This window comes from bacterium, assembly GCA_035945995.1.
In the GTDB taxonomy this organism is placed as follows: Bacteria; Sysuimicrobiota; Sysuimicrobiia; order Sysuimicrobiales; family Segetimicrobiaceae; genus DASSJF01.
This window is the reverse complement of sequence record DASYZR010000061.1, coordinates 1-23552: the sequence shown is the minus strand read 5'-3', so window position 1 is coordinate 23552 and position 23552 is coordinate 1. Positions and strand designations below refer to the sequence as shown.

Sequence of the window (23552 nt, the reverse complement as noted above, 5' to 3'; positions counted from 1 at the left end):
GGTGCCGTGACGCAGATCGCGTGGGTCATCCCGCTCCTGCCGCTGGCGGCGTTCGCGCTCATCATGCTCGCGGGGCCGCGCCTGCCGGGCCGGGGGGCCTACGTCTCCATCGCCGGCATCGTCCTAGCGGGGCTCGGCGGACTCGCGGTGCTCGGCGAAGTCCTGGGCGGCGCGCGCGCCGATCTCATCTACACCTGGGCCGTGCTCGGCAGCCGGCCGATCACGGTCGGGTTCGTCGTCGACCCGCTGAGCGCGATCATGCTGGCGATGGTCGGCGTGGTCGCCTCGTTGATCACGATCTACTCGGTCGGCTACATGGCGGGCGACCCGCACTACCCGCGCTTCTTCGCTTTCATGTCGCTGTTCCAGTTCTCGATGCTCTTCCTCGTCCTCGCCGACAACTTTCTCTTCATCTACGCGGGGTGGGAACTCGTCGGCCTCTGCTCGTACCTCCTGATCGGATTCTGGTTCGAGCGCCCGGCGGCCGCGCGCGCGGCGCTGAAGGCGTTCATCACCACCCGGGTCGGCGACTTCTCGATGATGATCGGGATCCTCATCATTTTCCTGCACACGGGGTCGCTGCGCTTCGACGAGGTGTTCCGCGGCATCCAGGGCGGTGCCTTGACGGGGCCGCTCCTCACGGCCGCGGCGGTTCTGGTGTTCGGCGGCGCGGTCGGCAAGTCGGCGCAGGTGCCGCTGCACGTCTGGCTGCCGGACGCGATGGAAGGCCCCACCCCGGTCAGCGCGCTCATCCACGCGGCGACGATGGTGGCGGCCGGCGTGTACCTCGTGGCGCGCACGTACCCGTTGTTCCTTCTGTCGCCCAACCACACCGCGCTCACGGTCGTCGCTTACGTCGGCGGGATTACCGCGCTCTTCGCGGCGACGATGGGTGTGGTCGAAGACGACATCAAGCGCGTGCTGGCCTACTCGACGATGAGCCAGCTGGGCTACATGATGCTCGGGCTCGGGGTCCTCGGCTACTCCGCCGGGATGTTTCACCTCATCACCCACGCGTTCTTCAAGGCGCTCCTGTTCCTCGGCGCGGGCAGCGTGATCCACGCGGTCGCGACGAACAACATCAAGCAGATGGGCGGCTTGGCCCGCGCGATGCCGTGGACGGCGTGGACCTTCCTCGCGGCCACGCTCGCGCTGACCGGCATTCCGCCGTTTGCCGGCTTCTTCAGCAAAGATCAGGTGCTGGCGGCGGCGTTCGCGCAGGATCGCGTGCTGTGGTTGCTCGGCGCGGCCGGGGCGTTTCTCACGTCGCTGTACATGGGCCGCCTCGTCTGGTACACGTTCGCCGGCACGTATCGCGGCGGCGGGGCCGCCGCGGGGCACGGCCAGGAGCACGCGTCCGGGCCCCCGGCCGGGGACAGGCCGCACGAGAGCCCGCCGGTGATGGTGGTGCCGCTCGCGATCCTCGCGGTGTTCGCGGTCTTCCTCGGCTGGGTGGGCGCCGAGTCGTTCGGCAATCCGTTCGCGCGATTTATCCACTTCCCCGGCGCGGAGCCCCCGCCGGCCGGCCTGGGGCTGCTGCTGCTCTCGATCGCGATCGCCGTCGCGGGCTGGCTCGCCGCCGCGGCCATCTACGCCTGGCGGTGGGTGCCGTCGGACGACATCCGGCGCGCCCTGCCGTGGCTGTACACGCTGCTCGTGCGCCGGTACTTCGTGGACGACCTCTACGGCTGGGTCTTCCTCGGCGCGGGCGGCGTGGTCGTGCGCCTCGCCGGCCTCTTCGACCGCTACGTCGTCGACGGGCTGGTCAACCTCGCCGGCTGGCTGGCACGGCAGGTTGGGCTGGGGCTCCGCTACGTCCAAACCGGGCGCGAGGAGACCTACCTGCTGCTGGTCTTCCTCGGGGTGGTGGTCATCGTCGTCGTGAGGCTGGTCTGGTGAGCGGCCTGCTGAGTCTCGTGCTGTGGATCCCCGTGGCCGGGATGGCGGCGCTGCTCGCCGTGCCGCGGGAGCAGGTGCGCACGATCCGGGTCGTGGCCCTCGCCGCCACGCTCGCAGACCTGCTCGCGTCGGTCTGGGCGGCGGGCGCCTTCGATTTCGGCCGCGCCGGCACGTTCCAACTCACCGAGCAGATCCGATGGATTCCGAGCCTGGGGGCCACGTATCACCTGGCCGTCGACGGGCTCAGCCTGCCGCTCGTCCTGCTGACGACGCTGCTCACCGTGCTCTGCGTGATCTACTCGTGGCGGGTGGACCTGCGGCCGAAGGAGTACATGATCCTGTTTCTCCTGCTTGAAACCGGCCTGCTCGGCGTCTTCCTCGCGCTGGACTTCTTCCTCTTCTACGTCTTCTGGGAAGTCAGCCTCATCCCGATGTACTTCATCATCGGCATCTGGGGCGGACCGCGGCGGGTCTACGCGGCGATCAAGTTCTTCCTCTATACGCTGGTCGGCTCGCTGGCGATGCTGCTGTCGATCCTGATCGTGTACTTCCACTCCTCGCCGCGCACGTTCGACATGGTGACGCTGTTCCAGCAGAAGCCGCTCGCCGGCGACCTGCACCTCGCGACCCTGGCGTTCTGGGGGTTCTTCCTGGGGTTTGCGATCAAGGTGCCGATGTTCCCGTTCCATACCTGGCTTCCGGACGCGCACGTCGAAGCGCCGACCGCCGGCAGCGTCCTGCTCGCCGCCGTGCTCCTGAAGCTCGGGACGTACGGGTTCGTGCGCATCGTGCTGCCGCTGCTGCCGAACGCGTTCCACGTCCTCGCCGGCCTGGTCGGGGTGCTCGCGGCGATCGCGGCGGTGTACGGCGCGCTCGTCGCGATGGCGCAGACGGACCTCAAGAAGCTCATCGCCTACTCGAGCGTCAACCACATGGGCTACGTCATGCTGGGCGTCGCGGCCGCCGCGGCGGCGCAGGGGCAGCCGGCCCTGCGGAACGCGGCGACGATCGCCCTCAACGGGGCGACGATGCAGATGCTCGCCCACGGCGTGATCACCGGAGCGCTCTTCTTTCTCGTGGGGGTGCTCTACGACTATCGCGCCCACACCCGGGGCGTGGACGACTTCGGAGGGCTCTGGGAGCGCCTGCCCGTGTACACGGGGGTCACCATGCTCGCGGTGCTGGCCTCGCTCGGCCTGCCGGGCCTGATGGGCTTCGTGGCGGAATTTTCGATCTTTCTCGGCGCGTACCAGATCTACCCGACGCTGACCGTGCTCGCGCTCGTCGGGGTGGTGATCACCGTCGCGTACTTCCTGTGGGCGATGTACCGGATCTTCTGGGGGCCGTTCAACGCGCGGTGGGCCGGGCTGCCGGATCTCGACCGCCGGGAAGCCTGGACGCTCGCGCCGCTGGCCGTCCTCATGATCGCGATCGGTCTGTACCCGGCGCCGGTCGTCGGAACCCTGAACGCGGCCATGGCGGGCATCCTGAGCCTCGTGCGATGAGACGCGGAGGCCGCGCGTGGATCTGAGACCGCTGCTGCCGGAGCTGATCCTCGGGGCGCTGGCGCTCGGGCTCCTCGTCCTCGATCTGATCGTCGGGCCGGAGGACCAGCGGCTCGTCGGCTGGACGGCGATCGGGGGACTCGCCGTGGCGCTGATCCCGTCGGCGGCCCTGGTCGGCGGGGAGCACTATCTGGCCGTCTACGACACGTACGCGATCGATCCGTTCGCGGCGTTTTTCAAGATCATCGCGATCACGAGCGGCATCCTCGTCACCGCGGCCACGATGGAATTTTTCCGCGGCCGCCGGGCGGCGAACGAGGGCGACATCTACGTGCTGATCGTGTTCATCATCCTCGGCCTGGCCGTGATGGCGGCGGCGGCGGACCTCATCGTGCTCTTCCTGGCGATCGAGTGGGTCTCGTTGATCTCGTACGTGCTCGCCGGCTCGCTCAAAGGCGACCGCAAGGGCAGCGAGGCCGGCCTCAAGTACTTCTTTTACGGCGCGGCGGCCTCGGCCGTGATGCTCTACGGATTCACCTACCTCTACGGCGCCGCGGGGACGACGAACATCTATCAGCTGGCGGCGCATCTCGGCACCGCCCCGCCGGCGTTCCTCGTCGTGGCCGTGGTCCTCGTGCTCGCCGGGTTCGGGTTCAAGATCTCCGCCGTGCCGTTCCACCAGTGGACGCCGGACGTGTACGAAGGGGCGCCCGCGCCGATCGTGGCGTTCCTGTCCGTGGCCAGCAAGGCCGCGGGGTTCGCGGCGCTGGTGCGGATGCTGTACGTGGCGCTGCCGCAGCCGGCGTGGGTGGGCATCGTCGCGGCCCTCTCCGTGCTCTCGATGAGCCTCGGCAACCTGCTCGCGCTCTCGCAGCCGAACATCAAGCGGATGCTCGCGTACAGCGCGATCGCGCACGCCGGCTACATGCTGATCGGCGTGGTCGCGGTGTCGACCGCGCCGGGCGTGCTCGGATCCGGCGTCTCCGCCCTGCTGTACTACCTGCTCGCCTACGTGTTTACGAACGTGGGCGCCTTCACCGTCGTGATCGCGGTCGAACGCGCCACGGGGTCGGATGCGATCCAGGACTACGCCGGCCTGAGCCGGCGCTCGCCGTTCGCGGCCGGCGCGATGGGGACGTTCATGCTGGCGCTCACGGGGATTCCGCCGACGACGCTGTTCTGGGGCAAGGTCTTTCTCTTCTCCGCGGCGATCCAGACCGGCTTTCTCTGGCTGGCGATCGCCGGCATTCTGAACAGCGTGGTGTCCTTGTACTACTACGTCGGCGTGATCCGGGCGATGTGGCAGACTCCCGGCGAAGACCGTCCGCCGGAGGCCCCCGCGCCGCCGGTCGATACGCCCCTGCTGCGGGCGGTCCTGGCCGTCACCACGGCCGGAGCGCTCGTGCCCGGGCTTTTCCCCGATGCCCTCGTCCGCTTCGCGCAGGCGGCGTCGCTGTTGCTGAAGCTCTGACCCGGGGCGACCCAGGCGGCGGTGGAGCGCCCGCGCGTCCGTCCGCGCGGCGGCCTCGACACGTTAGCCTTGACACGTTTTTGGGGGGTTGTTACGATGTTGGCCGCAGTGAGTGGCACGCGTCCGCGGGCCGGCGCACGGCTCAACCTCGGTCTACGGACGGTGTTTTTTTGTGCGAGACAGGAGCACGCGCGATGAGCCCTCAGCACGAGACCCCTGATCGCCCCACGGGCGAAGCCCTGCTTCGCGAGATCGCGCAGAAGGAGCAGGAGCTCGAGCGCCAGGTCGCCGAGGCACACGCGGAAGCGGCGCGGCGCCTCGAGCACGCGCAGCGGAAGGCCGAGGAGATGCGGTCACGCGCCCGCGACCGCGCCCGGGACCTGAGCGCGGCCGCCGCCGCGGAAGCGGCGCGCGACGCCGATCGCATCGCCAAAGAAGTCCTGCATCACGCCGAAGCCGCCGCCGCGGAGATCCGCCGCCAGGCCGACGAGCACCGGGCCCAAGCCGTGGAGGTCGTGGTGCGCGAGGTCCTCGGGGAGCGCGCATGATCGTCACGATGAGCCGCGTAACGGTGCTCGGCCCGCGCCGCCTGCAGGGCGACGTGGTGGACGCCGTCCAGGCGTTGGGCACCCTGCACATCGATCACGTGCGGCCCGTCGAGCCGGGCATCGCGGCCCGGCCGCTCGGCGAGCGCGACCAGGCGGCGCGCGACGCGATCGACGGTGTCCGCACGCGCGCCGAGGCGACCCTCGCCCTGCTGCCCCCGCTCGAGATCCCCCCGGTCGCCACCGAGCCGTTCGCCGCGGAACCGCCGGAGGCGCTGCGCACCCGGCTCGACGCGGTGGAGGGCCGGGCCAAGGACCTCACCCGGCGGCTACTCGACGCGGAGGAAGAGCAGGAGATTCTGCAGGCGTACGGGCGCGCCATCGAAGTGCTCGCCCCGCTGCTCGCGCCGCTCGAAGGCAGCCGCGCGCTGGACGCGACGGGCTTTCTGCTCGAAGCGAAGCCCGGCGCCCTCGAGGCGCTGCGCGCCGATCTCGAGAGCGCCACGCACGGGCGCGTCGAGGTCGTCAGCCGTCCGCTCGACACGCACCGGCTCGCCGTCGTGGCGGCCTTCGCACGCCGGGACGGCGACGCCGTCCGGCCCGTCCTCACCCGCGCCGGGGCGACCGAGCTGCGGCTGCCGGCGAGCGTGCGGGGCATGCCGCTCGCGCAGGCGGTGGCGCTGCTCCAAGAACGGGCGAGGCTGCTGCCGGGGGAGATCGAGGCCCTCCGCGGCGACCTGATGGAGATGAGCCGCCGCTACCGGCCGGAGGTGACCGCCATCGCCGTCGTGGCGCGCGACGCGGTCCACCGCTACGAGTTGATGGCGCAGACGCCGCAGTCGCGCTACGCGTTCATCCTGTACGCGTGGGTGCCGACCGCGCGCGTCGCGGCCGTCCGGGACGGGCTGCGCCGGCGGTTCGGCGCCGACGTCATGGTGTACGACGAACCGGCGCCGGTGCATCACGCGGAGAGCGTGCCGGTGCTGCTCGACAATCCCGGCTGGCTCAAGCCCTTCGAGCTCTTCCTCGCGATCTTCGATCCGCCGAAGTACGGAACGTTCGATCCCACGATTTTCTTCGCGATCGCGATGCCCCTGTGGGTCGGCCTCATCATCGGCGACGTCGGGTACGGGCTGCTCCTCCTCGCGATCACCCTCTGGCTCGCCGGCAAAGCGAAGACGGGGAAGGCGTGGCGGGTCATCCTGGCGGGCATGGACTTCGGCTTTACGTTGACGCCGATGGTAATGCGGCGCGTGGTCGCGCTGCTCAGCTGGATGACCGGGTTCACGTTCCTGTTCGGCCTGGTGTTCGGCGAGTTCTTCGGCGATCTCCCGCAGCGGCTCGTGCCGGGATTTCATCCGCTGTTCGACCGTCTGGAGGGCATCAACACCTACCTGTACCTGTCGGTCGGCTTCGGTCTGGCGCAGGTCTACCTCGGCCTCTTTCTCGAGATGATGAAGGCGGTGCGGCATCGGGAGCGCACCGAGTTTCTGGAGGCGGCCGCGATGCTGACCGGCGGCACGACCGTATTCCTGTGGCTGGCGACCCAGGTGCACGTGCTGCCGGCGTCGTTCTTCAGCCCGGTGATGCTGGGCAGCGCCGTGCTGTTTCTACTCTCGCTCCTGCTTTCGTTCAGCCTGGGCAGCCTGATGTGGATCATGGAGTCCATCTCCACGTTTGGGGCGATCATCTCCTACGCCCGAATCTTCGCCGTCGGCGTGGCCTCGCTCGCCCTGGCCGTGGTGGCGAACACGATCGGCGGCCGCGTGCCGGTGCTGATCCTCGGCATCTTCGTGGGCGCGGTGGCGCACCTGATGTTCTTCGGGCTGACGATCATCGGGCACATCCTGCAGCCCGCGCGACTCAACTGGGTCGAGTTTTTCTCCAAATTCAAGTACTACCAGGACACCGGTCATCCATACCGGCCATTTCAGCGCACTGGGGGTGGGGCGTGAAGTCTCGTAAAGTGTGGCAGGTCCTCGGTCTTGCAGCCGCCGGCGTGATGCTGTTTGCTCTGGGCGCGGGTGCCCAGCAGGCGGCCGCCGCGGCCGGCGTCGGCACGGGCGCCGGGCTGTTGGGCGTCGGCGCCGGCCTGGCGATCGGTCTCGGCGCGGTCGGGACCGGCCTCGCGCAGTCCCGCATCGGCGGCGCCGCGGCCGGCGTCATCGCCGAGCGGCCGGAGATGTTCGGCACGATGCTGATCCTGCTCGTAATCCCGGAGACGCTCGTCATTTTCGGGTTCGTCATCGCGTTCTTCCTGTACGGCAAGATCTAAGCGGCGCGCCGGAGCAGCCGAGTGGGAACCGAACTGATTCAGCTCCTCGAGCAGGAAGCGCGGGTCGAGACGGATCAGGCGCTCCGCGAGGCGGAGGCCAAGGCCGCCGAAGTCGTCGCCGCCGGCGCGCGCGAGGCCGAGGAGATCGAAGCGGCCGCGCGGCGGCGCGTCGACAGCGAGCGGGCCCAGGCCCGGGCCCGGGCGACCAGCACGGCGAGCCTGCGCGCCGCGGCCGTGGTTCTCGCCGCGAAAGACGAGGCGATCCGGCGGGTGTTCGAACAGGCCGAGGCCGAGCTCCGGTCCGCCGCCGCGAACCCCGTCCGGCGCGGCGCGGTGCTGCGCGCGCTGCTGCGGGAGGCGGCCGCCGGCGTCGCCGGCGGCCGCGCCACGGTGGAGGTGGCCCGCGGCGACGTGGAGGCGGTGCGGGACGCGAGCCGCGAACTCGGATTGGACGCCGAGGTCCGCGAAGCCGCCGACGTGGCGGACGGCGTCCGGGTGGCCGCCGCAGACGGGCGCGTTGTGGTCGAGAATACGCTGGCGAGCCGCCTGGCCCGCGCGCGGCGCGAGATGGTCTCCCGGGTGGCGGAGATCCTGTGGAACCGGTGACCCCGGCGCGGGGTCGCGGCGAACGCGATGGGTGATTTTTCGTATATCAACGCCCGGGTCAAGGTTATGAAATCACAGCTGCTGCCCCCGTCGCGCATCGAGGAGCTGCTGGCGGCGCCGGACGTCGGCGCGATCATCCAGGGTCTCGGCGATACCCCGTACAACGTGGAGCTGCAGGAGGCGCTGAGCCGGTTCACCGGCGTGCGCGCCGTCGATGAGGCGCTGTCGCAAAATTTCTACCACGCCAGCCGCCGCATCCTGAGCTTCGCCGACGGCGCGGAGCGCCGTCAGATCGAGGTCGTGCTGCTGCGCTACGATCTCCAGAACATCCGCGCGATCGTGCGGGGCCGGCACACCGGCAAGAGCGACGATGAGATCCTCGCCACGCTGTATCCGGGGGGATCGCTCAGCGAGGTCCGGTTGCGGGAGCTGCTCCAGCAGCCCGACCTGCGCGCCATCGCCGACACGCTGCAGACCTGGATGCATCCCCTGGGGCGGGCGCTGCGCGAAGGCGTGGACGCCGCGCAGCGCAGCGGTAGCCTGCTTGATATCGAGCTGGCGCTCGACCGGGCCTACGCCCAGTACGGGTACCGCGTGGCCGACGGGGAAGGCGACGGCGACGCGAGCTTCCGCCGGTTTCTGAGCGCCGAGGTCACCGTGACGAACCTGAAGACGGCGCTCAAGCTCCGGCGGATCAAAGAGCTGTCCCGCGAGGAGCGGGAGCGGTTCTTCGTCCTGGGCGGGGCGATCTCGCGGGATCGATTTCTCACGCTCGCCGACCCGCAGACCAGCGTCGCCGACGTGGCCGGCACCAGGGTGCTGGGGATCGACCTGTCGGGCACGGAGAATCTGCTGGAGATGGAACGCCTGATCGACCGGGGATTTCAGAAGATGGCGGCGCAGATGCTGCTCGGCGATCAGCTCGGCCTGGACGTCGTGATCGGGTACCTCACGAAGAAGGCCGCCGAGGTGGCCAACCTTCGGGTGATCGCGCACGCCCGGCAGCTCGAGCTCCCGGCCGACGTCGCGCGGCAGGAGATCGTGCATGTATAAGGTGGCGGTGATCACCGACGCGGAGACCGCCACCGGATTCCGGCTGGCCGGCGTGGAGGTCCGCGAGGCCGGCACGCCCGCGCAGGCGCTCGAGCTGATCCGGGACTACGCGGCGGCCGGGTACGGCCTGGTGGCCGTCAACGAAGATCTCCTCCGGGGGACCGACGAGGCGCGCAGCCGGCTGCTGCGGGGCCGCGACCTGCCGCTCGTCGTCCCGCTGCCCCCGGCGCGCGCGCACCTCGAGTCGGGCGAGGCCTACATTTCCAGGTTGGTGAAGGAGCACATCGGATTCGCGGTCAAGTTGCGCTGAGAGACGGGATCTAACGAGTTCGTCCCGCGACTCCCCGCGCGGCGGCCGACCGACGCGAACGGAGGACAACGTATGACGGCACCAACCGGCAAGATCACACGAATCTCAGGTCCGGCGGTCATCGCGCAGGGCCTGGCCGGCGCGCGGATGTACGATATCGTGCGCGTCGGCAAAGAAAAATTGATCGGCGAGATCATCCGGCTCGACCACGACACGGCGTTCGTCCAGGTCTACGAGGACACCTCGGGACTCTACGTCGGCGAGCCGATCGAGTCGACGGAAGCCCCGCTCGCGCTCGAGCTCGGACCGGGGATGCTGAGCAGCATCTACGACGGCATCCAGCGGCCGCTCGACAAGATCCGCGACGCCCAGGGCGACTTCATCTCGCGCGGCGTCATCGTCGACTCCCTCGACCGGACTAAGAAGTGGGCCTTCCGGCCGAGCGTCAAGGCCGGCGACAACGTGGGTCCGGGCGACGTGATCGGGGAGGTCCAGGAATACTCCTACGCCCACCGGATCATGGTGCCGCCGGACGCGCCGGCCGGCGAGATCGCCGAGATCAAGAACGGGGAGTTCACGGTCACCGATGTCGTCGCGCGCCTGGCGAACGGTACGGAGCTGCGGATGATGCAGACGTGGCCGGTGCGCGTGCCGCGGCCGGCCGCGCGCAAGCTGGATCCGACGGAGTTGTTTATCACCGGCCAGCGCATCCTCGACGTGCTCTTCCCGGTGGCGATGGGCGGCACCGCTTCGGTCCCGGGCCCGTTCGGGAGCGGCAAGACGGTGGTGCAGCAGACGCTCTCCAAGTGGTCCAATGCCGATATCATCGTCTACGTGGGCTGCGGCGAGCGCGGCAACGAGATGACGGACGTGCTGACCGAGTTCCCCGAGCTCGAGGACCCGCGCAACGGCCGTCCCTTGATGGAGCGCACGATTCTCGTGGCCAACACGTCCAACATGCCGGTCGCCGCGCGCGAGGCCAGCATCTACACCGGGGTCACGATGGCCGAGTACTTCCGCGACATGGGCTACCGCGTCGCGCTGATGGCCGACAGCACGAGCCGGTGGGCCGAGGCACTGCGCGAGATTTCTTCGCGCCTGGAGGAGATGCCGGCCGAGGAAGGTTACCCGCCGTACCTGGCCAGCCGCCTCTCCGCGTTCTACGAGCGGGCCGGCCGCGCCGTCGTCCTCGGCAAGGACGAACGCGTGGGCGCCGTCACCGTGGTCGGCGCCGTCTCGCCGCCCGGCGGCGACCTGTCCGAGCCCGTCACGCAGAGCACGCTCCGCATCGTCGGCACTTTCTGGTCGCTCGACGCGCAGCTCGCCTACCGCCGGCACTTTCCGGCGATCAACTGGAACCGCTCGTACAGCCTGTACGAAGCATTGCTCGCGCCGTGGTATGCGAAGGAGGTCGCGGAGGACTTCGCCGAACAGCGGACGTGGCTCAGCACGATCCTCGCGCGTGAAGCCGGCCTGCAGGAGGTTGTGCAGCTGGTCGGGCCGGACGCGCTGCAGGACGCCGAGCGTATGGTGATCGAGGCCGGCCGCATGATCCGCGAGTTCTACCTGCAGCAGAGCGCGTTTAGCGACGTGGACGCGTCCTGCTCGCTCGAGAAGGCGTTCGGGATGATTCGGGGAATCCGGGCGTTCTACGAGGCATCGCTCGAAGGCCTCCAACGGGGCATGACGATCGACGAGGTCCTCAACCTGCCACAGAACGAGCAGATCGCGCGCTTCAAGGAAGTGCCGAACGAGAAGTTCCCCGACACGCTCAGGCAGTTTCTCGAGGGCGTCCACCAGACGTTCGCACAGGCCCAGGGCGCCGCGGCCCCCGCGGGCGGGGCAGTCGGGGACGGGGCAGGACGGAGGAGCTGACATGGACCTGGCCACCAAGCGCTACACCAGCATCAACTACATCTCGGGGCCCCTGCTGTTCGTGGAGGGGGCACGCGACCTCGCGTACGGCGCGATCGTCGAGATCCACGTGCAGGACGGCAGCGTGCGCGGCGGACAGGTCATCGAGGTCTCCGAGCGCAACGCGGTCATCCAGGTCTTCGAAGAGACCCGCGGGATGGACCTCGCCAAGACCTCGTTGAGCCTGCGCGAAGACGTCGCGCGCATCGGCGTCAGCCGCGAGATGATCGGCCGGCGCTTCAACGGCCTCGGCGATCCGATCGACGGTCTGCCGCCGATCATCCCCGAAAAGCGGCTGCCGATCCTCGGCGCACCGATCAACCCGGTGGCGCGGGAGAAGCCGGCCGAGTTCATCCAGACCGGCATTTCGACGATCGACGTGATGAACACGCTCGTCCGCGGCCAGAAGCTGCCGATTTTCTCGGGCGCCGGCCTGCCGGCCAACGAGATCGCGGCGCAGATTGCCCGCCAGTCGAAGGTCCTCGGCGAGGCCGAGCAGTTCTCCGTCGTGTTCGGCGCGATGGGGATCACGCAGCGGGAGGCCGCGTTCTTCATCCACGAGTTCGAATCGACGGGCGCGCTGGCCCGCAGCGTCGTGTTCATGAACCTCGCCGACGACCCGACGATCGAACGCCTCATGACGCCGCGCACCGCGCTCACCGTGGCCGAGTATCTCGCGTACGAGCTGGACATGCAGGTGCTCGTGATCCTCACCGACATGACGAACTATGCGGAGGCCCTTCGCGAAATCGGCTCGGCGCGCGAAGAAATCCCCGGCCGCCGTGGATATCCGGGGTACATGTACACCGATTTCGCGAGCATCTACGAGCGCGCCGGCCGCATCAAGGGCAAGAAGGGCACCATCACACAGTTCCCGATCCTGACGATGCCGGATGACGATATCACGCATCCGATCGCGGACCTCACGGGCTACATCACCGAGGGCCAGCTCGTGCTCAACCGGCCCCTGCACCGGCAGGGCATCTACCCGCCGATCAATCCGCTCCCGAGCCTGTCGCGCCTGATGAACAACGGCATCGGCAAGGGGCGCACGCGCGAGGATCACCGGCAGGTGGCCGACCAGCTCTACTCGGCGTACGCGCAGGGCCTCGACCTCCGCCGTCTTGTCGCCATCATCGGCGAGGAGGCCCTCACGGAGAACGACCGGCTCTACCTCAAGTTCGCGGATGCCTTCGAGAAGGAATTCATCAACCAGGGCAACGCCGACCGCTCGCTTCAGGACTCGCTGACCCTCGGCTGGAAGCTGCTGTCGGTGTTCCCCAAGAGCGCGCTGACCCGGATCAGCCGGGACCACGTGGACAAGTACTACTACGGCGAGCAGGTGGAGAAGATCTTCCGGCCCGGCGAAGCGCCGTAGGGAGTCAGACGGCAATCACGTTCGTAGGGGGACGCTCCAATGGCTGAGACGATCAGCCCAACCCGGATGAATCTCCTGCAGCGCCAGAACCAGGTCAAACTGGCGCAGCAGGGCGTCGATCTCCTGAAGAAAAAGCGGGATGCGCTCGTGGCCGACTTTTTCAACATCGTGCGGCGGGCGCTCGCCGCCCGCGAGAAGCTGACGAAGTCCGCCGAGGAGTCGTACACGCTGCTGGGGCTGGCGAAAGCGGTGGAAGGGCGCGAAACGCTCGAGGCCGCGGCCCTCGGCGATCCGCGCCGGCTCGAGGTGGGCATCGATACCAAGAACGTGTGGGGCACGCGGATCCCCACGATCGTCGCGGACGGCGTTCACCGGACGCCGCTGGCGCGCAACGCCGACCCCGCCGCCGTATCGGCGCGCACGATCGAAAGCGCGGACCGGTTCGAAGACGTCGTGGCCGCCCTGCTGGATGTCGCCGGGACCGAAATTACCCTGCGCAAGATCGGTGAAGAGATCAAGAAGACCACGCGGCGGGTCAACGCGCTCGAACAAGTGGTGATCCCGCGTATTCGGGGCGAAATCCGGTACATCCGCGACGTGCTCGAGCAACGTGCGCGGGAGGACGTGTTTCGGTTGAAGCGGATCAAGCAGAAGTTGGAGGGCGCGTCCAAGCACTGAGCGAGACATGGCCGGCGGCGGCGCGCGCCGTCGTCGCATCGCCCGGGGTCGTGATGATGCTCGGGGCGGTGGACGTGGGCAAGACGACCACCGCGACGGCGTTGGCCGGCGCCGCCGTCCGCGCCGGGCTGCGGACGGCGATCGTCGACGCGGACATCGGGCAATCCGATCTCGGTCCGCCTGCGACGGTGGGCCTCGGCGTGGTCCGGGGGCCGGTGCGGCACATGGCGGACGTCCCGCCGAGCGCCCTGTACTTCGTCGGCGATACCTCACCGCAGCGGGTGTACGGGTACGTCGTGGACGGGACACGCGAGTTGACCGCGCGGGCCCGGCGGCAGGGGGCGCAGATCGTGGTGGTCGACACGACGGGCTGGGTCGCGGGCACGACCGCGGTCGCCGCCAAACTCCGGAAGATCCGCCGCCTGTCCCCCCGTCATGTGGTGGCGATCCAGCGCGATCGCGAGGTCGAACCCATCCTGGTCCGCCTGTCGCCGCGAATCACCGTGCATCGCCTGTACCCCGAGACCGCCGTCCGCGCCCGCTCCGCGGCGGAGCGCCGCGCGTTTCGCGAGCGGAAGTTTGCCGAGTACTTTGAGCGCGCCCGGCCCATGGTCCTCGATCTGCGCCGCCTCATCGCGGAGCGGTCCCCGGTCTACGCGGGGACGCCGGTGGCGCCGTCCCGGGTGCCGGCCGACGTGCCGCCGGATGCGCTGCGTCACCTTCTGGTTGGTTTGGCCGGCCGTCGTGGTACCATGAGGGCGATGGGCACCGTCCTTCTCGTCGAGCCGGAGCTGCACCGGTTGACCGTCCTCGCACCTGACGTCTCGCGCGACGCCGTGTCGTCCGTGCAGTGGGGCGTGCTGCGCGTGACCCCCGCCGGCCGTGAGCACGGCAGGCTGTCGGACACGGCCGGTGCGTCCCCATGAGATTCTGGGATGTCGTGGCCCGCGCCGGCCTGCGCCGGTGGCAGATCGCGCTGACGGCGGTCGCCGTGGCGGTCGGGTTCGTGTTTGCCGTGCAATCCCGCACGGAGCAGTCCATCGAAACGGGGCTGCAGGTCAGTTCGGGGCGCCTCGGCGAGGTGGCGTACCGGTATCGCGCGGAGGACGAGCGTCAGGCGGCGATGCGCCAGGAGATCGGCCAGCTCCGCGGCGAGATCGCCGGGCAGGAGCAGCGCGCCGCGGCGGACCGCCGCGTAACGGCGGCCTTGGCCGAGGACCTGGCCACGCTTCGGACCGCCGCCGGGCTGACCCCGGTCCGGGGGCCGGGAGTGGTGATCACCGTTACCGACAGCAGACGTCCGCTCCGGCCCGGGGAAGATCCGAATCTGGTCCTCGTGCATTACTCCGACGTCCGGGACGTGGTCAATGCGCTGTGGGCCGCCGGCGCCGAGGCGATTGCGGTCAACGACGAACGGATCATGAGCACCACCGGTCTGTCGTGCGTCGGCACGACGATTCTCTGCAACACGCGGCGCATGGCGCCGCCGTACCGGGTCGTCGCGATCGGCGACCCCGCGGCCTTGATGGGCGCGGCCCAGGTGCGCGGGGGGGTGCTCGCCCAGCTGCGGGCCTTCGACTTTCCGGTGACGGTCACGGTGGGGACCGATCTGCTGGTGCCGGCCTACAGCGGGGGCTTCGTCCACCGGTTCGCGAAGCCGGCCGGCGAGGGGGGGTAGGCGCGGTGTGGCTGCCGATCTTGGGGCTCCTGGCCGGCCTGGCGCTCGGCCTGATGGTGACCGTCCAAGTCCCGCTCGGCTACGTCAAGTACAGCGCGATCGCGATCCTCGCGTCGGTGGACACCATCCTCGGCGGGATGCGCGCGCAGTTCGAGCGGCGGTTTGACCTCTGGGTGTTTCTCTCGGGGTTCGTGGTGAACACCGTGTTCGCGGCGGCGCTGACGGCGCTCGGCGACCTGCTCGGGCTCGACATTTATTTGGGCGCCGTGATCGCGTTCAGCATTCGGATCTTCAACAACGTCGGCTTCATCCGCCGCGATCTGCTCGGCCTGGTGTGGCGGGGCCGGCCGCCGGAGGCGGAAGAGGCCGGGTAGGGTCAATCGAGGGGAAAACAGAGCCGACGTGCAACGGGGAGGCGGGCCGATGGCACGGATAGGGATCAACGGGTTCGGCCGGATCGGGCGGCAGGTGCTGCGGACGATTCTCGAGCGCCATCAGGACCTCGAGGTGGTCGCGGTCAACGACCTGACCGACGTGCGCACCAACGCGCATCTGTTCAAGTACGACAGTACGTACGGGCGGTACCCGGGCTCGGTGGAGGCGCGGGATGGGACGCTGGTCGTCGACGGCCGGGCGATCAGCGTGCTCTCCGAACGCGATCCCGCGAAGCTCCCCTGGAAGCAGCACGGCGTCGACATCGTGATCGAGTCCACCGGCCGGTTCACGGACGCGGCGAAGGCCGCGGGCCACCTCCAAGGCGGCGCCCGACGGGTGGTCATCAGCGCGCCGGCGACGGGCGAGGATCTCACGGTGAACATGGGCGTCAACCACACCGCCTACGATCCGGCCAAGCATCACGTGATCAGCAACGGCTCCTGCACGACCAACTGCCTGTCGGTGACCGCCGTGGTCTTGAGTCGGAGCTTCGGCATCGTCGCGGGGTTCATGAACACCGTCCACTCGTACACCAACGACCAGGTCATCCTCGACGTGGTGCACAAAGATCTGCGACGAGCCCGCGCCGCCGCCCTGAACATCATTCCCACGACGACCGGCGCGGCGAAGGCGATCTTTCTCATCCTGCCCGAGCTCAAGGGCAAGCTCAACGGCCTCTCGCTTCGCGTGCCGACCCCCACCGTGTCCGTCGTCGACCTGACGGTGTCGCTGGAGAAGCCGGCGACCGCGGACCAGATCAACGCCGCATACAAGCGGGCCGCGGCCGAGGAGCTCAAGGGATATCTCGGCTACGTCGACGAGCCGCTCGTCTCGACCGACTTCAAGGGCGACCCACGCAGCGGCATCGTGGACGGGCTGTCGACGATGGTCGCCGGGAACATGGTCAAAGTCCTCTCCTGGTACGACAACGAGTGGGGCTACTCGTGCCGGACCGCCGATCTCGTGGCCTACATGGTCTCGCGCGGAGTCTGATGCGCCCGCGCCCGGTCCGGTGACAACCAAGAAGACGGTGCGAGACGTCGACGTCCGGGACAAGCGCGTCTTTATGCGCGTCGACTTCAACGTGCCCCTGGATCACGGCCGCATCATGGACGACCAGCGTATCCAGGCGGCCCTGCCGACGATCCGGTATCTGCTCGATCACGGTGCGATGGTCATCCTGGCCTCGCATCTCGGCCGGCCGAAAGGTCCGGACGGCGACCTGCGGATGGATCCCATCGCGGCGCGGCTCGGCGAGCTCCTGCACCGGCAGGTCAAGAAGGTGGACGACTGCGTCGGCCCGGTGGTGGAAGATCAGGTGTTCGCGATGCGCCCCGGCGACGTGGTTGTCCTCGAGAATCTGCGGTTTCACCGCGACGAGGAGGCGAATGATCCCGCGTTCGCGCACGCGCTGGCCCGGCTGGCGGACGTCTACGTCAACGACGCGTTCGGCACCGCCCACCGCGCGCACGCCAGCACCGTGGGCATCACGCACTATCTGCCCGCGGTCGCGGGCCTCTTGATGGAGCGCGAGCTTGTCTCCCTCGGCAAGGTCCTCGACCGGCCGGCCCGTCCTCTGGTCGTCATTCTCGGGGGCAAGAAGGTCGAGGACAAGATCGACGTGATCCGGAACCTGCTGCGGCTCGCGTCGACGATGCTGATCGGCGGGGCGATGTGCTACACGTTTCTCAAGGCCACGGGGGCCGAGATCGGCGCGTCACTGCTCGAAGCCGAGAAGCTCGGCCTGGCCCGCGATCTGCTTCGAGAGGCGGAGGAGCGGGGGGTCACGATGGTGCTGCCGGTTGACGTTCTGGCCGCCCAGAAGCTTGAGGCGGGGGCCGCGCCGCGCGTCGTCGACGCCCGCGCGGTGCCGGAGGGGTGGATCGGGGTGGACATCGGCCCGCGGACGGTCGCCGCGATGGGCGCGCCGATCGCCGGCGCGGCCACGATCCTGTGGAACGGCCCGATGGGCGTTTTCGAAATCCCGGACTTCGCCGGCGGCACGCGCGCCATCGCCAAGGCGGTCGCCGAGTCGTGCGCCGAGTCGGTCGTCGGGGGCGGCGATACCGCGGCGGCGGTCGAACAGTTCGGGTACGCCGACAAGATCAGTCACATCAGCACCGGCGGGGGGGCGACGTTGGAATTCATGGAAGGCAAGGTCCTGCCCGGCGTGGCGGCCCTGCAGGACGCGTAGGATGGCGTCTCCGCTCGGCGCCCGCGGCCGGCGCGTCCCGCTCGTCGCCGCCAACTGGAAGATGAACATGACCCGGGAACCGGCGGAGCGCCTGGCGCGCGAAGTCGTCCGGGCCGTCGCCGAGATGCGCGGGGTCGATGTGGTGATTTGCCCGCCCACGACCGCGCTCGATGTGGTCGGCCGTGTTCTGGCCGGCACGCCCCTGCTGCTGGGGGCCCAGACGATGCACGAGGAGCCGCAGGGCGCGTACACGGGCGAGATCAGCGCGCCGATGCTGCTCGACGTCGGGTGCCGGTGTGTCATTCTCGGTCACTCCGAGCGCCGCCAGTATTTCGGGGAGACCGATGAGGCGCTCGGCCGCAAGGTGCGCGCGGCGATCTCACACGGGCTCCTGCCGATCATCTGCGTCGGCGAGCGGCTGGCGGAGCGGGAGGCCGGTCAGGCGGATCTGCTCGTGACCCGTCAGGTCGAAGCGGCGATCAGCGGGATCGGTGAGCGGACGGACGTGCCGCTGGTCGTCGCCTACGAACCGGTGTGGGCGATCGGCACGGGCCGCACCGCCACCGGGGACGAAGCCAATCGGGTCGCGGCGCTGATTCGCCGGGCGGTGGGATCGCACCGCGGCGGGGCGGCGGGCGAGGCCGTGCGGGTGCTCTACGGCGGCAGCGTCAAGCCGGACAACATCCGCGAGTTCCTCGGGCAGCCCGACGTCGACGGCGCGCTCGTCGGCGGCGCCAGTCTCGACGCCGGCGCGTTTGCCGCGATCGTCGCGGCCACCGCCGATCGCGCCCGCGGAGCATCCCGCCGCGTCGATGCGCCGTGAGGGCCGCGGCCGGCGGGCCGTTCCGCTTGGACAGCCGCTCCGGGCTGTGCTACCCTGAGGGGGCGCCCAGACGGCCTCGAGTGAGGAGGCCGCGGGCCGCATCGGTGGAGGTGGCACGGTGAGTACAGCCGTTTTGATCATTCATCTGATCGCCGCGGCCGCGGTCGTCGGCGTGATCGTGCTGCAGGGCCCGAAGGGCGAAGGCCTCGGCGCGATCGGCGGCGGGGGAGCGCGGCTGTTCCACGGACCCCGACCGCGGGAGACGATGTTCCTGCGCATCACGTCGGTGCTGGCGATCGTCTTCGGTCTGACGTCGTTCTATCTGGTGCTCGTCCACTTCGGCCGGTAGCGGCTGCCGTGGCCGACGCCCCCCGGCCGCTCGCCTCAAACGAAGACGTCGAGCGCCTGACCGCCGACCGCCGCGCCCGCCTCCACAGCGCGACGCACGCGGAGATTCTGTCGGGCGCCACGACCGACGTCTACTTCATCCGCACGCTCGAGATCCTTCGTTCGCTGGGACTCGCCGACACGCCGGTCGTCGCCGAGATCTTCGCGGCACGGGACGGCCTGTTGGTGGGCGTGGACGAGGTCCGATACCTGCTGCGCGACGCCGGTGTCCGGATCGAATCCCTCGCCGAGGGCGAGCCGTTCGCCGGGCGTGAGGTCGTCATGCGGATCGAAGGCCCGTACGCCCGTTTCGGGATGTACGAGACGGTGATCCTCGGCATGCTGGCCCAGCCGAGCGGGTGGGCCGCGGCGGCGCGCCGCATCGTGCAGAGCGCCGGGGAGAAGCCGGTGTATTCGTTTGGCGCGCGCCACGTCCACCCCGCCGTCGCGCCGGTGCTCGAGCAGGCTGCGATCGCGGGCGGGATGCGGGGCGCCGCGTGCGTGCTCGGTGCGAAGCTGGCCGGGCAGGAGCCGGTCGGGACGATGCCCCACGCGTTTATCCTGATTGTCGGCGATACCCTTCGCGCCGCGGCCGCCTACCACGAGCAGATGCCGGCCGGAGCCCCGCGTCTCGTCCTCGTGGATACGTTTGCCGACGAGGCGGTGGAAGCGCTGCGCGTCGCCCAGGCGATGGGGGGTCATCTCGCCGCCGTCCGGCTTGACACGCCGAAAGAGCGGGGCAGCGTGACGCCGGACCTCGTGCGCGAGGTCCGGGCGCGGCTGGATCTCGCGGGGCACCCCGGCGTCCGCATCTTCGTCTCCGGCGGGCTCACGCCGGAGCGGGTCGCGGAGCTTTCGGACGCAGGAGCCGATGCATTCGGCGTGGGAAGTTACGTCAGTTCGGCGCCGCCGATCGACATGACCATGGACCTGCGCGAAATCAACGGAAAGCCGATGGCCAAGCGGGGACGCGTTCCCGGCCGGACGTCCTCGCCGCGGCTGCGCGAACGATGACGAAACGGTTTCGGCGCGTCAGTCTGGGTTGGGCGGCCCTGGTCGCCGCAGTCGCCGTGTGGTCCGGTGCCGCTTCCGCCTCCGCGCCGTCCGGCTGCGTGCCGGCCGCAACGTCGAGCCTCACGGTCTTTACCGTCGGGGTATCGGCGGCCGGCACTCCGGTCGTGCGATCGTCCGCCGCCCCGCCGCCGGCCGCCACGGGCGGAGCGGCGTGCGTGCCGGCATCGGCACCGTCCGGATCGCCGACGTTCCTTGTGAACGGCCCGGGCGTATCCGTGTATCCTTTATCGTCGTCCGTATCGTCCGTATCGCCCGGCGGTCCCGGCCTTCCGACAACGATCCATCTTCTGCAGGTCGGATCGTATCTGCTCATCGTGCCGTATAGCGGCACGATCCAGGTCTATCAGATCGGGCCGGGATTATACGTCGTGCGGTCGCTCGACCCGTCACAGAACGTGAACGTCGTGCCGCCCCTGCCCGCCGCTCCGACTGCGCCGAACACAGGGCCGATTCCAACCGTCGGCCATTAGCGGATCCGGCCCGCGGTCCGCGCGCATCCATTTGATTGACACCCTATTTTGGGGTTCCTATAATGAGGAAGCATTTTACGCCCTGCCTGCTGCCGGTGCAGGGCATGATGGTCGTGCCGGGATGGCGGAATCTGGCAGACGCGCACGTTTGAGGGGCGTGTGGGGCAACCCGTGGGGGTTCAAATCCCCCTCCCGGCACCATGATTACCCCCATAGAGACTCGCCGTAGCAGGGTCATCCAATCCCAACAGCGCTTCCAGATTCCCTTGAACCTCTGCCACGAGATGCGTTCCGTCGCGCCGAAGCGTGACCGGTCCGATCAGCTTTGCCAGGAGTCTCCGCGCGCGTTCCGCGTCCGTGCCCATCGTCTCCCGGAGCTGACGCAGGTAGCTCTCGACTGCTGACGGCGGAGAAACCAGCCGCGGCGGCTTTGTGGGCAGGTCCCTGAGGCTTGCTTCAAGGCCGGCAACGCGCTCCTCGCATTCGAACAGCAGCCCCCGTGTCGCTGGAGTCGTCAGTCCCTGGCGGATGGCCGTCAGGACGTTCTCCAGCTCTGTCCTTGCCTGCCGAAGGTCCGCCTCGATCCGGCGGCGCTGCTCATCCGGGTTGATGGATAGACGGGCCAAGGCCTCATCGACCTGGCGAGTGAGATAGGCTACTGTCTCTGGAGAGAACAGTTCTTTGTAGATGCAGTCAATCAGGATCTCCTCGACCCGATCGCGCCGGGCCAGCTTCGTATTCCGGCACACAGCCGAACCGCGGTTCACGTTGGCGCTGCACGCATAGTAACCGCGATCCTTGATCGTGTAGTGGCTGCCGCACTCGCCGCACACCAGAAGGCCACTGAACAGGTACTTTGGCTTTGCGCCTGGCGTGAGGCCGGCCGCTTGGCGCCGCCCTTGGCGACGAGCCTGCACCCGATCCCACAGGTCCTGCGGGATGATCCGAAGCTCCGGCACCGAGGTCCACTGCCATTCGCCCTCAGGGCGTAGGCGCATCATCCGTTTGCCCGTATCAGGGTCACGTACTTTCTGACTTCGGTTCCACGCCAGTTTGCCAACGTAGAGCGGATTGTTGAGGATGCCGATAGCTTTCCTGGGCGATCCGTTGATAGTCGTCCAAGTCCATCCCATCAGCCGGCGGCCTCGAGAAGGGCGGGGTGGTGCAACGCGTTCCTCGTTAAGCATGTGGACAATCGTCTTCGGTGAGTAGCCCGAGTCGTACAGTTCGAAGATCCGCCTCACGACCGCGGCTTCCTGAGAGTCTACGACACGTTTGTATCCGACGATCTGGTGCTGGTCGCTGTACATCGGCTCGCTACGGTAGCCGTATGCGCGTCCGCCGGCGCTGAGCCCGCGGCGTACCTGGCCTGCCATTCCGCGCCGCGTCTTGTCGCGCAGGTCTTCAAGGAACGCTTCGTCCTTCCAGCCCATGACGGACGCCAGAGACGTCCAGTGCGGTCAGTGAGGTCTGCACCCGTGCTGACCGCGATTACCCGGATACCCCAGAACCGCAGGCGGTTCAGAGCGTGATGCATCTCGCCTTGATCGCGCCACAGACGGTCCTGGGACTCCACGAGGATTGCCCCGAACCGGCGGCTCTTGGCGGCCTCAATGAGCCGCATATAGCCCGGGCGCTGTTCCACGGCCCCAGAGATCTCTTGGTCCGTGTACAGGTGATCTTCGGCGAGGGCATAGTCGAGACGGAGAGCTGCCTGCCGACAGAGGCTCACTTGATCCTCGATCGAGGTTGCCCGCTGTCTGTCCGAACTGTAGCGAGCGTACGGCCGGAAGACATCTTCACGAGCCTGCCGTATACGAGGAGATCTACGCGTCAGCCACCATTGGAACAGTGGCTCAGAGGTTTGCCACAGCCAGTAAGCTGGGATGACGTTTACGAGAACTTCTTGGACTTCTTGTCAATCGGGATCCACAATTATCTCGCATGGATTGTAAGAGCGGTCGCGAGATTAGCCCCACACGAACTACTCCCCAACGGGGGCATCGATTGGCTGGACGTTGCCTTGCAGTTGGAGAATGGAGTTGACACCAGCTGGGCGATTTCAGCCATGGAAAGAGGTTGTCGCTCTCCCCGGTGGGTGGTTGCGCCCTTCGGGCGTGCTGTTGAATCAGTAATCAATGAGACGGGATTGGAAGAGCCCTTTCTATTGGCAGACTCTGAACGGGTAGCAGACTTGGTCACGCGTGCCATCGCCGCTACGGCGATGGGTACTGCTCCCGCGCGCGATGAGTTCGAGGACCTAATTTCGTGGTTGCGAAATCCCTAACAGGATTTCGCCCGGCACCTACTGTGACAATGTGATGGCGGAGCGGCTCAAGACACGAGCTCTGAATTCGGCGATCGCCCACCTCCGCAAGTGGAGCGACACCGATCTATTTCCGCGACCCTTCGAGATTGAAGCTCTGTATTCGACTTGGCCTATGGCAGGGAAATTCATTGAGGCAACGGATCTTGGCGCTCATCAATGGAGCGCCAGTAGTCGGCGCGCAATTATCCCTAAGGATCGCCTCGGATATCGAGTTGGAATGCAGCTCGATCCGATAGATTCCCTGGTATTGACGGCACTCATCTACCAGTATGGCCGGCAGATCGAGCGCACCAGAGTCAAGACGACTGAGAACATTGTCTTTAGCTACAGACTAAGGCCTCTCGTGGGCGGACAACTTTACGATCCGGCCTTCAACTGGGCGGCCTTTTGGCAAAGATTGCTAGCTCTGGCCAATGAATCCAAAGTCCGACACGTGCTGGTTGCAGATGTGTCAGACTACTATAACCAAGTTTATCATCACACAGTCGAGCAGCAATTGGCTCGCGCCAATTTACCTCGAGAGGTTGT

Annotated in this window: 23 protein-coding genes and 1 tRNA gene; 23 read left to right on the top strand and 1 reads right to left on the bottom strand. The window is 68.3% G+C overall.

The genetic code is table 11. The annotated features are described in order from the left end of the window. The first annotated feature begins 6 nt into the window (after nt 1-6). The 22 genes from nuoL to VGZ23_05725 all read left to right on the top strand — a co-directional run bounded on the left by nuoL (nt 7) and on the right by VGZ23_05725 (nt 20896). Nucleotides 7-1899: an NADH-quinone oxidoreductase subunit L gene (nuoL, locus tag VGZ23_05830; GenBank protein ID HEV2357113.1), complete on the top strand. Its 1893-nt coding sequence runs from the start codon at nt 7-9 to the stop codon at nt 1897-1899. Next, nucleotides 1896-3404: an NADH-quinone oxidoreductase subunit M gene (locus tag VGZ23_05825; protein HEV2357112.1), complete on the top strand. Its 1509-nt coding sequence runs from the start codon at nt 1896-1898 to the stop codon at nt 3402-3404. Before nuoL ends, VGZ23_05825 begins: the two co-directional genes overlap by 4 nt. A 16-nt stretch (nt 3405-3420) precedes the next feature. After that, a complete protein-coding gene (locus VGZ23_05820; GenBank protein HEV2357111.1) occupies nt 3421-4875 on the top strand; it encodes an NADH-quinone oxidoreductase subunit N in 1455 nt (484 codons plus the stop codon). A 194-nt stretch (nt 4876-5069) separates the two neighbouring features. Further along, nucleotides 5070-5423, top strand: coding sequence for a V-type ATPase subunit subunit G family protein (locus tag VGZ23_05815; protein ID HEV2357110.1), 354 nt, complete (start codon nt 5070-5072; stop codon nt 5421-5423). Further along, nucleotides 5420-7375: a hypothetical protein gene (locus VGZ23_05810; protein HEV2357109.1), complete on the top strand. Its 1956-nt coding sequence runs from the start codon at nt 5420-5422 to the stop codon at nt 7373-7375. The genes VGZ23_05815 and VGZ23_05810 overlap by 4 nt, the downstream gene beginning before the upstream one ends. Before the next feature lie 47 nt (nt 7376-7422). Beyond that, nucleotides 7423-7695 (top strand): V-type ATP synthase subunit K, encoded by a 273-nt coding sequence (locus VGZ23_05805; protein ID HEV2357108.1) that lies wholly within the window; start codon nt 7423-7425, stop codon nt 7693-7695. Between the two features lie 21 nt (nt 7696-7716). After that, a complete protein-coding gene (locus VGZ23_05800; GenBank protein HEV2357107.1) occupies nt 7717-8301 on the top strand; it encodes a V-type ATP synthase subunit E in 585 nt (194 codons plus the stop codon). 27 nt (nt 8302-8328) lie between these two features. Continuing rightward, complete coding sequence (locus VGZ23_05795; protein ID HEV2357106.1) at nt 8329-9354, top strand: V-type ATPase subunit; 1026 nt, start codon at nt 8329-8331, stop codon at nt 9352-9354. After that, nucleotides 9347-9664: a V-type ATP synthase subunit F gene (locus VGZ23_05790; protein ID HEV2357105.1), complete on the top strand. Its 318-nt coding sequence runs from the start codon at nt 9347-9349 to the stop codon at nt 9662-9664. Before VGZ23_05795 ends, VGZ23_05790 begins: the two co-directional genes overlap by 8 nt. Before the next feature lie 72 nt (nt 9665-9736). Further along, nucleotides 9737-11539: a V-type ATP synthase subunit A gene (locus VGZ23_05785; GenBank protein ID HEV2357104.1), complete on the top strand. Its 1803-nt coding sequence runs from the start codon at nt 9737-9739 to the stop codon at nt 11537-11539. A gap of 1 nt (nt 11540) precedes the next feature. Continuing rightward, nucleotides 11541-12956: a V-type ATP synthase subunit B gene (locus tag VGZ23_05780; GenBank protein ID HEV2357103.1), complete on the top strand. Its 1416-nt coding sequence runs from the start codon at nt 11541-11543 to the stop codon at nt 12954-12956. Nucleotides 12957-12995: 39 nt separating this feature from the next. Then, a complete protein-coding gene (locus tag VGZ23_05775) occupies nt 12996-13634 on the top strand; it encodes a V-type ATP synthase subunit D (protein ID HEV2357102.1) in 639 nt (212 codons plus the stop codon). Nucleotides 13635-13687: 53 nt separating this feature from the next. Next, a complete protein-coding gene (locus VGZ23_05770; protein HEV2357101.1) occupies nt 13688-14560 on the top strand; it encodes a Clp1/GlmU family protein in 873 nt (290 codons plus the stop codon). Further along, on the top strand, nt 14557-15312 hold the full coding sequence (locus VGZ23_05765; protein HEV2357100.1) for a DUF881 domain-containing protein: 756 nt from the start codon (nt 14557-14559) through the stop codon (nt 15310-15312). Before VGZ23_05770 ends, VGZ23_05765 begins: the two co-directional genes overlap by 4 nt. Nucleotides 15313-15317: 5 nt before the next feature. After that, nucleotides 15318-15686: a small basic family protein gene (locus VGZ23_05760; protein ID HEV2357099.1), complete on the top strand. Its 369-nt coding sequence runs from the start codon at nt 15318-15320 to the stop codon at nt 15684-15686. A 49-nt stretch (nt 15687-15735) separates the two neighbouring features. Continuing rightward, nucleotides 15736-16740 carry a type I glyceraldehyde-3-phosphate dehydrogenase gene (gene gap / locus VGZ23_05755; GenBank protein HEV2357098.1) on the top strand — a complete coding sequence of 335 codons (1005 nt, stop codon included), beginning with the start codon at nt 15736-15738 and terminating at the stop codon, nt 16738-16740. Between the two features lie 19 nt (nt 16741-16759). Continuing rightward, nucleotides 16760-17941 carry a phosphoglycerate kinase gene (locus VGZ23_05750; GenBank protein HEV2357097.1) on the top strand — a complete coding sequence of 394 codons (1182 nt, stop codon included), beginning with the start codon at nt 16760-16762 and terminating at the stop codon, nt 17939-17941. Between the two features lies 1 nt (nt 17942). Beyond that, on the top strand, nt 17943-18764 hold the full coding sequence (gene tpiA / locus VGZ23_05745; protein ID HEV2357096.1) for a triose-phosphate isomerase: 822 nt from the start codon (nt 17943-17945) through the stop codon (nt 18762-18764). A 118-nt stretch (nt 18765-18882) separates the two neighbouring features. Then, complete coding sequence (gene secG, locus VGZ23_05740) at nt 18883-19113, top strand: preprotein translocase subunit SecG (protein HEV2357095.1); 231 nt, start codon at nt 18883-18885, stop codon at nt 19111-19113. A gap of 8 nt (nt 19114-19121) precedes the next feature. Further along, nucleotides 19122-20165 carry a nicotinate phosphoribosyltransferase gene (locus VGZ23_05735; protein ID HEV2357094.1) on the top strand — a complete coding sequence of 348 codons (1044 nt, stop codon included), beginning with the start codon at nt 19122-19124 and terminating at the stop codon, nt 20163-20165. Further along, the gene (locus tag VGZ23_05730) at nt 20162-20695 is read left to right on the top strand and encodes a hypothetical protein (protein ID HEV2357093.1); all 534 of its coding nucleotides are present in this window, start codon (nt 20162-20164) and stop codon (nt 20693-20695) included. The genes VGZ23_05735 and VGZ23_05730 overlap by 4 nt, the downstream gene beginning before the upstream one ends. Before the next feature lie 115 nt (nt 20696-20810). After that, nucleotides 20811-20896 (top strand) — tRNA-Leu (locus VGZ23_05725). Here VGZ23_05725 and VGZ23_05720 read toward each other — a convergent pair. Then, nucleotides 20875-22128, bottom strand: coding sequence for a recombinase family protein (locus tag VGZ23_05720; protein ID HEV2357092.1), 1254 nt, complete (start codon nt 22126-22128; stop codon nt 20875-20877). The two genes, VGZ23_05725 and VGZ23_05720, sit on opposite strands and share 22 nt — an antisense overlap. 888 nt (nt 22129-23016) lie before the next feature. On the opposite strand from VGZ23_05720, the gene VGZ23_05715 reads away from it, so the two are divergent. After that, nucleotides 23017-23552, top strand: a 536-nt coding sequence (locus tag VGZ23_05715; GenBank protein HEV2357091.1) for a Retron-type reverse transcriptase, incomplete at its 3' end; no start/stop codon positions are given.